Origin of the sequence: Nocardioides sp. Soil796 (assembly GCF_001429525.1) — a bacterium.
In the GTDB taxonomy this organism is placed as follows: domain Bacteria; phylum Actinomycetota; class Actinomycetes; order Propionibacteriales; family Nocardioidaceae; genus Nocardioides.
This window is the reverse complement of record NZ_LMSQ01000022.1, coordinates 86,003-98,987: the sequence shown is the minus strand read 5'-3', so window position 1 is coordinate 98,987 and position 12,985 is coordinate 86,003. Positions and strand designations below refer to the sequence as shown.

General features: G+C 69.5%; 15 protein-coding genes. 12 read left to right on the top strand and 3 right to left on the bottom strand.

All coding sequences use genetic code 11. From position 1 onward, the window contains the following. The first annotated feature begins 31 nt into the window (after positions 1–31). The 9 genes from ASH02_RS24330 (at position 32) to ASH02_RS24290 (ending at position 8,992) form a co-directional block, all read left to right on the top strand. Positions 32–1,213 (top strand): acyl-CoA dehydrogenase family protein, encoded by a 1,182-nt coding sequence (locus tag ASH02_RS24330; protein ID WP_056889723.1) that lies wholly within the window; start codon positions 32–34, stop codon positions 1,211–1,213. Continuing rightward, entirely contained in the window at positions 1,210–2,007 is a 798-nt protein-coding gene (locus tag ASH02_RS24325) for an SDR family oxidoreductase (protein WP_056687017.1), read from the top strand. Before ASH02_RS24330 ends, ASH02_RS24325 begins: the two co-directional genes overlap by 4 nt. Positions 2,008–2,049: 42 nt before the next feature. After that, positions 2,050–3,213 carry an acetyl-CoA C-acetyltransferase gene (locus tag ASH02_RS24320; RefSeq protein ID WP_057295635.1) on the top strand — a complete coding sequence of 388 codons (1,164 nt, stop codon included), beginning with the start codon at positions 2,050–2,052 and terminating at the stop codon, positions 3,211–3,213. Between the two features lie 204 nt (positions 3,214–3,417). Further along, the gene (locus tag ASH02_RS24315) at positions 3,418–4,824 is read left to right on the top strand and encodes an MFS transporter (protein WP_200959236.1); all 1,407 of its coding nucleotides are present in this window, start codon (positions 3,418–3,420) and stop codon (positions 4,822–4,824) included. Next, on the top strand, positions 4,821–6,011 hold the full coding sequence (locus ASH02_RS24310) for a CaiB/BaiF CoA transferase family protein (protein WP_057295634.1): 1,191 nt from the start codon (positions 4,821–4,823) through the stop codon (positions 6,009–6,011). The genes ASH02_RS24315 and ASH02_RS24310 overlap by 4 nt, the downstream gene beginning before the upstream one ends. A gap of 23 nt (positions 6,012–6,034) precedes the next feature. After that, positions 6,035–7,228, top strand: coding sequence for an acyl-CoA dehydrogenase family protein (locus ASH02_RS24305; RefSeq protein WP_057295633.1), 1,194 nt, complete (start codon positions 6,035–6,037; stop codon positions 7,226–7,228). Between the two features lie 50 nt (positions 7,229–7,278). After that, positions 7,279–8,268 (top strand): LysR family transcriptional regulator, encoded by a 990-nt coding sequence (locus tag ASH02_RS24300; RefSeq protein WP_056889720.1) that lies wholly within the window; start codon positions 7,279–7,281, stop codon positions 8,266–8,268. After that, on the top strand, positions 8,265–8,663 hold the full coding sequence (locus ASH02_RS24295) for a YidH family protein (RefSeq protein WP_235539113.1): 399 nt from the start codon (positions 8,265–8,267) through the stop codon (positions 8,661–8,663). Before ASH02_RS24300 ends, ASH02_RS24295 begins: the two co-directional genes overlap by 4 nt. Then, entirely contained in the window at positions 8,660–8,992 is a 333-nt protein-coding gene (locus ASH02_RS24290; RefSeq protein WP_056889718.1) for a DUF202 domain-containing protein, read from the top strand. Before ASH02_RS24295 ends, ASH02_RS24290 begins: the two co-directional genes overlap by 4 nt. 9 nt (positions 8,993–9,001) lie before the next feature. On the opposite strand, the gene ASH02_RS24285 is transcribed toward ASH02_RS24290, so the two are convergent. Further along, a complete protein-coding gene (locus ASH02_RS24285) occupies positions 9,002–9,670 on the bottom strand; it encodes an HAD family hydrolase (protein WP_056889717.1) in 669 nt (222 codons plus the stop codon). A gap of 70 nt (positions 9,671–9,740) precedes the next feature. On the opposite strand from ASH02_RS24285, the gene ASH02_RS24280 reads away from it, so the two are divergent. The 3 genes from ASH02_RS24280 to ASH02_RS24270 all read left to right on the top strand — a co-directional run bounded on the left by ASH02_RS24280 (position 9,741) and on the right by ASH02_RS24270 (position 12,080). Next, positions 9,741–10,406, top strand: a complete 666-nt coding sequence (locus ASH02_RS24280; protein WP_235539112.1) for a uridine kinase — start codon at positions 9,741–9,743, stop codon at positions 10,404–10,406. Between the two features lie 65 nt (positions 10,407–10,471). Further along, positions 10,472–10,939, top strand: coding sequence for a Zn-ribbon domain-containing OB-fold protein (locus ASH02_RS24275; protein ID WP_082564071.1), 468 nt, complete (start codon positions 10,472–10,474; stop codon positions 10,937–10,939). A gap of 187 nt (positions 10,940–11,126) precedes the next feature. Next, positions 11,127–12,080, top strand: coding sequence for a lipid-transfer protein (locus tag ASH02_RS24270; protein ID WP_235539121.1), 954 nt, complete (start codon positions 11,127–11,129; stop codon positions 12,078–12,080). Positions 12,081–12,108: 28 nt separating this feature from the next. On the opposite strand, the gene ASH02_RS24265 is transcribed toward ASH02_RS24270, so the two are convergent. Both ASH02_RS24265 and ASH02_RS24260 read right to left on the bottom strand, forming a co-directional pair. After that, a complete protein-coding gene (locus ASH02_RS24265) occupies positions 12,109–12,309 on the bottom strand; it encodes a hypothetical protein (protein WP_056687002.1) in 201 nt (66 codons plus the stop codon). 92 nt (positions 12,310–12,401) lie between these two features. Then, positions 12,402–12,782 carry a RidA family protein gene (locus ASH02_RS24260; protein WP_056686999.1) on the bottom strand — a complete coding sequence of 127 codons (381 nt, stop codon included), beginning with the start codon at positions 12,780–12,782 and terminating at the stop codon, positions 12,402–12,404. Between the last annotated feature and the right edge of the window lie 203 nt (positions 12,783–12,985).

Genomic DNA, 12,985 nt, shown 5'->3' with positions numbered 1-12,985 from the left:
CGCCATTCCTGCACCAAGAAGGAGACCTGACGTGGACCTGACCTACTCCGCCGCGGACGAAGAGTTCCGCGACGAGGTGCGCCAGTGGCTCGCCGACAACCTCGTCGGTGACTTCGCCGCGATCAAGGGCCGTGGTGGCTCGGGCCGCGAGCACGAGTCGTACGACGAGCGTGTGGCCTGGAACCAGCATCTCGCCAAGGCGGGCTGGACCTGCCTGGGTTGGCCGAAGGAACACGGCGGCCGCGACCTCAGCCTCTTCCAGCAGGTGATCTTCCACGAGGAGTACGCCCGCGCCGACGCGCCTGCCGGCGTGAACCACCTCGGCGAGGAGCTGCTCGGCCCGACCCTGATCGCCCTCGGCACGGACGAGCAGCGCGACCGCTTCCTGCCCGGCATCGTCAACGCCACCGAGCTGTGGTGCCAGGGCTACTCCGAGCCCGGCGCCGGCTCGGACCTGGCCGGCGTGCGCACCCGGGCCCGCCTCGAGGGCGACGAGTGGGTCATCGACGGCCAGAAGATCTGGACGTCGCTCGCGCACAACTCCGACTGGTGCTTCGTCATCGCCCGCACCGAGCCGGGATCCGAGCGCCACGCAGGGCTCTCCTACCTGCTGGTGCCCCTCGACCAGCCCGGCGTACGCGTCGAGCCGATCCTGCAGCTGACCGGCACCTCGGAGTTCAACGAGGTCTTCTTCGACGGCGCCCGCACCAGCGCCGACCTGGTCGTCGGCGCTCCCGGTGACGGGTGGCGGGTCGCGATGGCCACGCTCGGCTTCGAGCGCGGGGTCTCCACGATCGCGCAGCAGATCGGCTTCGCCCGCGAGCTCGAGGGCGTCGAGGAGGTCGCCCGGGCCAACGGCACGTGGGACGACCCGGTCATCGCCGACAAGATCGCCCGCGCCCGCCTTGGCCTCGAGGTGATCCGCACCCACGCACTGCGCACGCTCAGCTCCTACGACTCCGGCTCGCAGGGCCCGGAGGCCTCGGTCTCCAAGCTGCTGTGGGCCCGGTGGCACCGTGACCTCGGCGAGCTCGCCATGGAGGTGCACGGCGCCCGGGGGCTGACCGTCGCCGAGCCGCCGTACGAGCTCGACCAGCACCAGAGCCTCTACCTCTTCAGTCGTGCCGACACCATCTATGGCGGCTCCGACGAGATCCAGCGCAACATCATCGCCGAGCGTGTGCTCGGCCTACCTAAGGAGCCACGGGGATGACCCGTCCCGAACAGCCTGCCCCCACCTACGTCCCGGGCCACGACCTGCTCGCCGACCGCACCGTGGTCGTCACCGCGGCCGCGGGAGCCGGCATCGGTGCGGCCGTCGTCCGCAAGTGCCTCGAGGAGGGCGCCAAGGCCGTCGTGCTCGGCGACACCCACGAGCGCCGCCTCAAGGAAGCCGTCGACTCGCTGGGGGAGGAGTTCGGCGCCGACCGGGTCACCTCCGTGGTCTGCGACGTCACCAATGACGACGACGTCACCGCGCTGCTCGACGCGGCAGAGGCCTTCGGCGGCGTCGACGTGATGATCAACAACGCCGGCCTCGGCGGCACCGCCTCGATCCTCGAGATGACCGACGACCAGTGGAGCAAGGTCCTCGACGTGACCCTCACCGGCACGTTCCGCTGCGTTCGTGCGGCGTCCAACCGCATGGTCGCCGCCGGCAAGCGCGGCGTGATCATCAACAACGCCTCGGTGATCGGCTGGCGCGCCCAGGACGGCCAGGCGCACTACGCCGCGGCCAAGGCCGGCGTGATGGCACTGACCCGCTGCGCCGCCATCGACGTCGCCGAGCACGGCATCCGCATCAACGCGGTCTCGCCGAGCCTGGCCATGCACCCGTTCCTGGCCAAGGTCACCTCCGACGAGCTGCTCGCCGAGCTCAAGGGCAAGGAGGCCTTCGGTCGCGCCGCGGAGCCGTGGGAGATCGCCAACGTGATGGTCTTCCTGGCCAGCGACTACTCGTCGTACATGACCGGCGAGGTCGTCTCCGTCAGCAGCCAGCACGCCTGATCCGCTCCACCCACTCTGAGAAACCAACACCGGAGGAACACCGTGGCCGAGGCCTACATCATCGACGCCGTCCGCACACCGGTCGGCAAGCGCGGCGGCGCCCTGGCCGAGATGCACTCGGCCGACCTCGGCGCCCACTCCCTGGCCGCCCTCATGCGGCGTACCGGTGTCGACCCGGGTGCCGTCGACGACGTGATCATGGGCTGTTGCGACACGATCGGCTCGCAGGCCGGCGACGTCGCGCGCACGGCGTGGCTGGTGGCCGGGCTGCCCGACCACGTGCCGGGCGTGACCATCGACCGGCAGTGCGGCTCGTCGCAGCAGGCGGTGCACTTCGCCGCCCAGGGAGTCATGTCGGGCACCCAGGACCTCGTCGTGGCTGGTGGCCTGCAGAACATGAGCGCGATCCCGATCTCGGCGGCCATGATCGTGGCCGACCAATATGGCTTCACCACCCCCTTCGCCCAGTCGCCCGGCTGGCTCGCGCGGTACGGCGACGTCGAGGTCTCGCAGTTCAACTCGGCCGAGATGATCGCCGAGAAGTGGGACATCTCGCGGGAGCAGATGGAGGAGTTCGCCCTCTCGTCGCACGTGCGCGCGAAGGCGGCCATCTCCGAGGGGCGGTTCGTCAACGAGATCGAGCCCGTCACGCTGGCCGACGGTTCCTTCTTCGACACCGACCAGTGCCCCCGTGACACCTCGCTGGAGAAGATGGCCGGGCTGCAGCCGTTGCAGCCGGGTGGGCGCATCACGGCGGGCGTGGCCTCGCAGATCTGCGACGCGTCGTCGGCCCTGCTGATCGCCTCGGAACGGGCGGTCAAGGACCATGGGCTCACACCCCGGGCCCGCATCCACCACCTGTCCGTGCGTGGTGACGACCCGGTCTGGATGCTCACCGGTCCCATCACGGCGACCGAGCACGCGCTGAGGAAGGCCGGCATGTCGATCGACGACATCGACCTCTTCGAGTGCAACGAGGCGTTCGCGTCTGTCGTCCTCGCCTGGTCCAAGGAGACCGGTGCGCCGCTGGAGAAGGTGAACGTCAACGGCGGCGGCATCGCCCTCGGCCACCCGATCGGCGCCACCGGCACCCGCCTGATGAGCACGCTGCTCAACGAGCTCGAGCGCACCGGCGGCCGCTACGGCCTGCAGGTGATGTGCGAGGGCGGCGGCCAGGCCAACGTCACCATCATCGAGCGCCTCTGACACACGCCTCGAACCTGCCCCGCGGAGGAGTCCTGGACTCTTCCGCGGGGCATTCCTGCGTGGGATCGTCGATCAGGTCGCCGTACGACGGCCGCGCCGCAGGCCTCTGACCTGCACCTATAGGCGCAGCCGAACGGAGTGACCTCGAAGATCCCGTTGATCGCCCTGCCCGTCCGCAGGTCTCATGTGAGGACACCGCTTGTGATGCCAGTCACCCACCGACTGCGCATCGCGACATCCCACATCGAGAAGGTCGTCATGGTGACAGTCGAAGCAATCCGCTCCACGTCGGAGCGCAAGCCCCCGCTCGACAAGCGAGCCTGGGGAATCGTGATCTTCATGTTCCTCTTCTTCACGTTGAACTTCGCCGACAAGGCCGCCGTCGGCCTGGCCAGCACGCAGATCCGTGAAGACCTCGGGCTCTCCGCCGGCCAGTACGGCCTGCTCTCCAGTGCGTTCTTCTGGATGTTCGCCCTCGGCGCCGTCGTGCTCTCCGCGGCGCTGCGCAAGATCTCCTACACCTGGGGCGCCGGCCTGCTGATGGCCTCCTGGGTGCTGTGCATGCTCCCGCTGACCGTGCAGACCTCGTTCGGCGTGCTGCTCGCGGCCCGCGTCGCCCTCGGCTTCTTCGAAGGCCCGGCCCACGCGCTGTGCCAGTCGATCGTCGCCGACCGCTTCGCCCCCGAGAAGCGCGCGACAGCCGGCGCCATCGTCAACGCCGGCTCCTCGGTCGGTCCGCTGGTCGCCGCCCCGACGCTCACCTGGGTGATCCTGACCTGGCACTGGCACGGCGCGTTCGTCGTCCTGGTCGCGGTCGGCACGCTGTGGATCATCGGCTGGGCGTGGTTCTCCGAGCGCCTCCCGTTCCGCAAGGGCGCCGAGGCGACCAGCACCGTCGCCAAGGCAGAGAAGAAGATCGACCCCAACGGCCACATCGTGGTCCCGTTCCACCGCCTGCTCACCCTGCGCAGCTTCTGGGGCCTGGTGATGCTCTCGTTCGCCGGCTACCTGATCTCCTCGCTCAAGGTCGCGTGGCTGCCGGCGTACATGCACGAGGGCCTGGGCTACTCCTCGAGCTCGGTCGGCACCCTGGTCACCATTCCCTACGCCGTCGCGGTCGTCTTCCTGCTCTCGGCGGGCATGCTGTCGGGCCGCCTGCTGCGACGCGGCTACTCCTCCCGGGTGGCCCGCGGCTACCTGACCACCGCCTACCTCGTCTTCGGCGGCCTGTCGATGGTCGTCTTCACCCAGCTCGAGCGTGGACCGATCCAGCTGGTGCTGGTGATCTGCGGCTTCGCCGTGAACAGCGTCGCCTTCTCGGTCGCCTTCGCCGGCGCCTCCGACTTCCTGCCGGCCCACCAGCGCGTCGGGTTCTTCGGCTGCATCATCGCCGCCTACAGCGTCGCCGGCATCGTCGCGCCGTACGTGCTCGGCGTCATCGTCGACCACGCCGCGACGCCCGCCGAGGGCTACGCCACCGGCTTCATGTACGTCGGGATCGCGGTCTGCGTCTTCGGCATCATCGGCGGCCTCATGCTCAACCCCGAGCGCGCCCGCCGCACGCTCGAGAAGCTCACCCTGGAGTACGCCGCCAAGGAGGACGCGCGATGACCACCCACGGCCCCCTCACCGGAATCCGGGTGCTCGACCTCGGCCAGTACATCGCCGGCCCCAGCGCGGGACAGACCCTGTCCGACCTCGGTGCCGACGTGATCAAGATCGAGAGCGTCGCCGGCGACCAGGTCCGCGGCATCGGTGACTTCGGCGAATCCATGCTCCGCGCGTTCAACCGCGACAAGCGCAGCGTCTCGCTCGACCTCACCACCGAGGCCGGCAAGCAGATCCTGCACCGGCTGCTGGCGCACACCGACGTGCTGGTGCAGAACTTCCGGGTCGGCTCCGCCGAGCGCCTCGGGCTGGGCGCGACCGAGCTGATGGAGCTCTACCGGGGCCTCATCTACGCCAGTGTCAGCGGCTACGGCACCCGTGGTCCGTCGAAGTCGCGACCCGGCCTCGACATCGCGGCCCAGGCCGAGTTCGGCATGATGCACACGACCGGCGAGGCCGACGGAGAGCCGCAGCGCATGGGCTTCCACGCCGTCGACACGGCCGCCGCCAACGCGTTGGTCACCGGCATCCTCGCCGCTCTCTTCACACGTACGTCGACCGGCCGCGGCACCCACGTCGAGACCTCGCTGCTCGAGGCGGCGCTGTCGGTCCAGGCAGCCAGCTGGGGGCAGTACACGGTGACCGGCGAAGCCCCCGAGCGCTGCGGCAACGGCCAGGCGCTGGCCGCTCCGGCGGCGGACGCGGTCTCCACCGCCGACGGCACGATCGTGCTCTCTGCCTACACGGCGTCGAAGTTCGTCGCTCTGTGCAACGTGATCGGCCGCCCCGAGATGGCCCAGGACCCCCGCTTCGCCGACAACCCGGCCCGGGTTGCCAACCGGCCGGCGCTGATGGCTGCGCTGGCCGAGGCGCTCTCGACCAAGACCCGTGAAGAGGCCGTCGAGCTGCTGATGTCGGTCGGCATCGTGGCCGGCGCCGTCCGCTCCTACGACGAGATCGCCGAGGACAAGGACGTCATCGAGTCCGAGGTGCTGGTGCACGTCTCCGCGCGTGACGGCGCGTCCTACACCAGCCCCGGCCTGCCGTTCACGCTCGACGGCAAGCGCCGTACCGCCTCCGAGGCTGCGCCCGAGCTGGGCCAGCACACTGCCGAGGTGCTCGCCGGCCTCGGCTACTCCGACCACGAGATCGACGTGTTCACCGCATCGCGCGTCGTCACCACCCACTGATCCACGAGTTAGGAACATCGACCATGATCGCCCCCGAAATCCACGACCTCGACTTCGACGGCTACCGCAAGCTGATCGCCGAGTTCACCCAGGACGAGCTGATCCCGGCCGAGAACGAGATGGTCGCCGCCGGTGCCGTGCCGGAGCGCCTCATCCAGCGGATGGGCGAGCTCGGACTCTTCGGCATCACCATCCCGAGGGAGTACGGCGGGCTCGGCTGGAGCATGGAGCAGCAGGTGCTGCTGACCTTCGAGTTCACCCGGGCGTCGTGCGTCTATCGGTCGAGGTTCTCGACCGTCATCGGCCTGTGCTCACAGGGGATCCTCGACCACGCAACCGACGAGCAACGCCAAGAGCTGCTGCCGAGGATGGCCGCCGGCGAGCTGGTCACCGCCTTCGCACTGACCGAGGAGGGCGCCGGCTCCGACGCCGCCAACCTGACCACCACCGCGGAGCGCCGAGGCGACGTCTACGTGCTCAACGGCAGCAAGCGGTACATCACCAACGCCGCCTGGGCCGACGCGTTCGTCGTCTTCGCCCGCACCGACCCGAACCAGCCCGGGGCGAACGGCGTCTCCGCGTTCATCGTCGACGCCGCGACGCCCGGCGTCACCACCGCACTCCCCGAGATCATGAACGGCCACGCGGAGGCTCCGGTCGGCGAGATCCACTTCGAGGACGTCGAGGTGCCGGCCGCCAACCTGCTCGGCGGTGTCGAGGGCACCGGCCTGACCATGGCGCTCCGCGGCATCAACCACGCACGCATGCACGTCGCCGCAACCTGCGTAGGCCAGGCGACCCGGATCCTCGAGGAGACCACCGCCCACGTCAACGGTCGTGAGCAGTTCGGCTCGGCGCTGTCCGAGCTGGGTGCCGTCCAGGCCACCCTCGGGGAGAGCTTCGCCGAGATGGAGGCCGGCCGGGCGCTCGTGATCGAGAGTGCGCGCAGCTTCGACACCGGCGTCATCCCTCGGCACCGAATCGCGGCCGCCAAGCTCTACGGCTCCGAGATGGCCAGCCGAGTGGCCGACCGCTGCGTCCAGTTGCTGGGCGGCGAGGGCATCGTGGGTCCCCACCCGGTGCCGCGGATGTGGCGCGACGTGCGGGCCCTGCGCATCTACGAAGGCTCCTCGCCGATCCACGAGCGCAACCTCGGCCGCGCGATGGTCAAGCAGGTGTCAGCTGACGGGACGCTTCCCAACACGTTCCGCGCGTGACCTGAGACGATCAGGTTGCCAGCGATGAGGCCCACGGTGAGGACGTGAAGATGGACATCCGTCAGCTCGAGTACTTCCTCGCCGTGGTCGAGTGCGACGGGGTCAACAAGGCTGCGACGCACCTCAACGTCGCCCAGGCCTCGATCTCGCAGAGCATCCGGCAGCTTGAGCGCGAGCTGAAGCTGACCCTCTTCCACCGCACTGGTCGGAACCTCGTGCTCAACTCGGCGGGGCAGCTGCTGGTGGAGCCGGCCCGCCGGGTGCTCGCCGATCTCCTGGCCGCGCAGGACATCATGCGTGAGGCGCGTGAGCTGCAGGTCGGGTCGATCTCGATCGGCACGATGCCCGAGATGTCGAGTGAGGCGGTCGCGGCCTGGAGTGCGTCGTTCACCAGGCTGCACCCCGAGATCCGCATCGAGCTCTCCGAGTTCGACAGTGCCGCCGAGCTCTGCGACGAGGTGCTGGTCGGGCACTGCGAGATCGGGTTCACCACGTTCCCCGTGCCGACCGACACCCTCGAGCGCATCGACCTCGGCGTGCAGCGACTGCTGCTGGTGATGCCGCCCGGCACACAGCCGGCTCGCACACCGATCCCGATCCGCGACCTCGCCAAGGTGCCGCTCGTGGCCAGCAGCGCCGCCGCCCGGGAGAACGACATCGTCGCCACCATCCTGCGCAACGAGTCGATCTCACCGCGCATCACGGCCCACGTGCCCAACCGGCACGCCCAGATGACGCTGGTCCTCAACGGCGCGGCCAGCGCGTTCCTGCCCCTGCGCATGGCGACCGCCGCGCACCGACTCGGTGCGGCGGTCTTCGAGACCGAGCCGGCAATCACCACCGCGTTCGGCATCGTGCACCGCAGCAGCGCCCTCAATCCGGCGGCGCAGAGCTTCATCGTGCAGAGCCATGCCGACCTCGTGCAGTGGCGCGCGGGCATTGCCGCTCACCAGCGCGACGGGCTCTCCCTCCTCGATGCATCGCTGCTCGCCGACGACGAACTGCGCCAGGCACGCATGAAAGAACAGGTACCTGAATGACCGCCTCCTCCGTCCATGACGACATGCTCGACGTCCCCGACACGCGCCGGCCGGCCGCGGTGTACGCCGAGGGTCGTGAGCCAGACCCGCGGTTCTCCCTGGCCAATGAGCGCACGTTCCTGGCCTGGATCCGGACGACGCTCGCGCTGCTGGCGGGTGCTGCCGCCGTACATGCCCTCGACCTGGGTGTGCCTGAGGCGGTCGCGCGGACGACGGCCGCCCTGTTGGCGTTGGCTGGTTTCGGGTGTGCCGTGCATGCCTGGCTCGGCTGGGCCCGCACCGAGAAGGCGCTGCGGCGCGGTCACCCGTTGCCGTCGAACTCGATGGGCATCGTCCTCGCGATCGCCGTGGCGGCGGTGTCGATCGTGATGGTCGTCGTGGGCCTGGTCGGGTGAGCACCCGTGCGCCCGGGCTCCAGCAGGAGCGCACCCTGCTGGCCTGGCGCCGGAGTGGACTCTCGTTGTTCGTCGCTGCGCTGGTGATCAGCAGGATCGCGCTGGTCGAGTCGGCGCCGGTGCTGTTCGTCGGGGGAGCGGCCGGTGCGGTGCTGGCCCTGTGGGTCGCGGCCTCTGCGCTGCGCCGGGGCCGGTGGAGCGTGCGCTCGAAGGCCGAGCCGGAGTTCGTCCTGCTGTTGCGCGACGGGATGCTTCCGTTGGCGGTCTCGGTGGTGGCCGGGGGACTGTGCCTTGTCGTGCTCGCGCTCTGTGCCGGCGTCGCCCCCTGACCCACGACACTAGGCGTCTGGCGTTGCGGCTCGACGCAATGCCTGCACCAGGGCGGCCATGTCGTCGATCACGACGTCGGCCTCGGCCAGCAGGCGCGCGGGCGTGAGCCCGGCGTACCCCACGACGGGCATGCCGGCGGCGCGAGCTGCGGCGACTCCCGACGGGCTGTCCTCCACCACTACGCATTCGCGAGGCGCCGCACCCATTTCGCGTGCGGCCAGCAGGAACAGGTCGGGAGCCGGCTTGCCGTGCGTGACGTCCTGGCTGCTGAAGATGCGGCCGGCAAAGGTGTCGAGCAGCCCCGTGCGGCCGAGGCTGAACCGGATCGCGTCATGGGTGCCCGACGAGGCGATGCAGGTCGGATGGCCGGCGGCGGTGATCCGGCCGAGCGCATCCACGAAACCTGGCACCGGCTGGAGGCGCTCGGCGAAGGCCTCTCGGTAGGTTCGGCGGCGCGCGTCGAGCCACCCGCCGGGCAGTGGGCGGCCGATGTGGCGCGCCACGTTCGCGGCCACGTCCGCGGTTGATCGACCCAGGTGCTGCTCGTGGATCTCGGCCAGCGTGATCGGCCAGCCGAGGTCGGAGATCATCGCCAGGTCGACCTCCTGCACGAGGCGTTCGGTGTCGACGACCACGCCGTCGCAGTCGAGGATCACCAGGGCGGGAGCATCGGTCACACGGGCGAAACTATCGAATGCCCCGCAATGCCTCCGGCATCCGTCACGGCCGGTTCGGCATGCTGTGGGGGTGACTGATCGTGACGCCGTCCTTGACCGGCTCGCCGACCGGCTGGCTTCCGCCCGCACCGACCACCCGCTCCGTGTGGGCATCGACGGACGCTGTGGCTCGGGCAAGACGACTCTCGCCCACGAGCTGACCGACCGGTTGACGGCCCGAGGTGTGCCGGCGGTGCACCTCGACTCCGACGGCTTCCACCACGTGCGCGCCGTACGCCGACGCCCGTCCGACGACCAGGCGCGGGTCTACTACGAGAGCGCCTACGACTTCGACTCGTTGGCACAGCGGGTGCTGCGTCCACTCGGTCCCGGCGGCTCGCTGACCTACGCCACCAAGGTGCACGACCTCGAGACGGACGAGGTGTTCGACGACCGGGTCGCCACCGCTGAACCGGACGCAGTGCTGGTCGCAGCGTGCACCTTCCTCCAGCGTGGTGAGCTCCGTGAGCTCTGGGACGAGGTGATCTACCTCGACACGACGCGGGAGGCGGCCATGCTGCGTGGCGTCGGGCGCGACTCGTCGGCCCTCGGGGGCGAGGAACAGGCCAGGGCGGCGTACGACGCCCGCTACATGGCGGCCTGCGACATCTACGTGGCCGAGGAGCGTCCGGTCGAGCGCGCCAGCATCGTCGTTGCGTACGACGATCCGGCCGCTCCCGTCGTCACGCGGATGTAGGCTGCGCGCTACCGATCAGCGGGACTCCCCTCGCCCCGAGCGGCATGGTGCACCAAGGTGGTGCCATGACCGCCACCCCCGTGATCGACGGCTGGTTCACCACTGGTGAGGCAGCCGCCCTGCTCGGCACGCGTTGTACGTCGTGCGCCACCGTCTACTTCCCTCGCGAGACCGGCTTCTGCCGCAACCCCGCGTGCTCGGGCGAGGAGTTCGAGACCTACGAGTTCTCGCGCACGGGAACGGTGTGGTCCTACACCGATGCGCAGTACCAGCCGCCGCCGCCGTACATCCCGGCCAGTGAGTCGCACGAGCCGTTCGCGATCGCCGCTGTCCAGCTCCCCGAGGGCCTGGTCGTGCTGGGCCAGGTCGCCACCGGCTTCGGTGTCACCGACCTGCAGGTCGGAGCTCAGGTCGAGCTCGTCGTCGAGACGTTGTACGTCGACGAGTCCGGAGAGCGCACCATCTGGCGCTGGCGTCCCGCCTCGTCGGTCGAGTCCACAGGGACCGTAGAGAACATGGGAGCCCGGGCATGAAGCGCGATGTCGTGGTGGCCGGTGTCGGCATGCACCCGTGGGGGAAGTGGGGTCGTTCGTTCGTGTCGTACGGCGTCCACGCTGCCCGTGTTGCGTTGGCCGATGCGGGAGTCGACTGGAGTGACGTCGGCCTGATCGTCGGCNGGGTGCGACGTTCGCGCAGGCGTTGGGCTGGAACGGTGCGAAGGTGGCCACCTCCTACGCCGCGTGCGCGACCGGTGCGCAGGCGTTGGACACGGCCCGCGCGCAGATCCTGGCCGGCCAGGTCGAGGTGGCGCTCGTGGTGGGTGCCGACACGACGCCGAAGGGGTTCCTGGCACCGAATGCGGGGGAGCGGTGGGACGACCCGGACTGGTTGCGGTTCCGGTTGCTGGGGATGACGAACCCGGCGTACTTCGCGCTCTACGCCCGACGCCGGATGGACCTGTACGGCGCCACGGCGGCCGACTTCGCGGCCGTCAAGGTCAAGAACTCGCGACACGGGCTGGCCAACCCGAATGCCCGCTATCGCAAGGAGGTCAGTGCCGACGACGTCCTCAACTCGGCCGTGGTCTGCGATCCCTTGCACCTGCTCGACATCTGCGCCACCAGCGACGGTGGCGCGGCCGTCGTACTGACCTCGGTGGAGTACGCCCGCAAGCACGGGCTCACCGACCCGGTCACGGTCAAGGCGATCTCGACGGTGACGCCGAGGTTCCCGCAGACCACGATCGACATGCCCCTGATGTCCACAGACGCCGGGTCCAGTGACGAGCGGACCTTCAAGGAGTCGATCGCCGACGCGGCGTACGCCGAAGCCGACCTTGGCCCGGAGGACGTCGATGTGGCGGAGGTCTACGACCTGTCGACCGCTCTCGAGCTGGACTGGATGGAGGACCTCGGCCTGTGCAAGCGCGGTGAGGCCGAGCACCTGTTGCGGGCCGGGGACACCACGATCGGTGGCCGCATCCCGGTGAACCCCTCGGGTGGGTTGGCCTGCTTCGGTGAGGCGGTGCCGGCGCAGGCGTTGGCCCAGGTCTGTGAGCTCACCTGGCAGCTGCGTGGGCAGGCCGAGGGTCGTCAGGTGGAGGGTGCCCGGGTCGGGATCACCGCCAACCAGGGCCTGTTCGGCCACGGGTCCTCGGTCATCCTCGCGCGCTGACCCGTTTGGGCGGCGGACGGCCAGTTGCTCAGCGGTCCTCGGGCGTCTCGGCGTCGGCGATCGAGTCGTCGGTCTGGTCCGGCCGATTGACCTGCTCCTCAGGGTCGAGGTCGACGCGCTCGGAGATGTCTGCCGTCTCCATGTGTTCCTCGGCCGGCACGTCTTCCGGCTCGATGTGCCGGTTCTTGTCGGACGGTGCAGGCCCGGGTTCGTTCGGTGAGTTGGTCATGACCAGCGGTACCCAACTCGACCGGCGCCATGAGAGCGACTGGACCGTTGTCGAGAACCGGGAAAGATTGGACTTGGACCGCCAGCGCGCGCTCAGGCCAGGAATGCGGTCATTCGGATCGAGACGAGCAGGCCCGGTATCTCTGCCCCTAGCTTGGCCGCGTAGCGGGCAGGTGGCTCAGACGGGAACCACCGGGCGTACTCCTCGTTCATGCCGGCGAAGTCGCTCGGGTCGGCGAGGAGGACGCCTATCTCGACGACGTCATCGAGCGTCGCACCGGCTTGTCGCAGAATGGCTTCGCAGTTCGCCAATGCCTGCCTGGTCTGGGCCTGGATGTCGTCGCCCGCCATGCGGCCGGTGCTCACATCGATGCCGGTGGTTCCTGAGATGAACACCTGGGATCCGGCCCGGACTCCTTGGCTGAAAAGTGGTGAGCTGGGCGCGTTCGACGTCGTGACGATCTGTCGGGGCATCTCGGACCTCCGGCCCGATCGTCCCACCGTCAGGAGTTGAGGGGAAGGCCCCCCGCGCCTCGGTACGCCAGACATCGACTTGAACCACGTGTCGACCGTTCCGGCTCAGAAGGTCCACCACACGCACGGCATCCTGGTCGCCAGCACCGAGATCGTGCCCTCGTGCTGCGCACGCAGTGAAGCTCCCGGGCCATTCGGGGTTC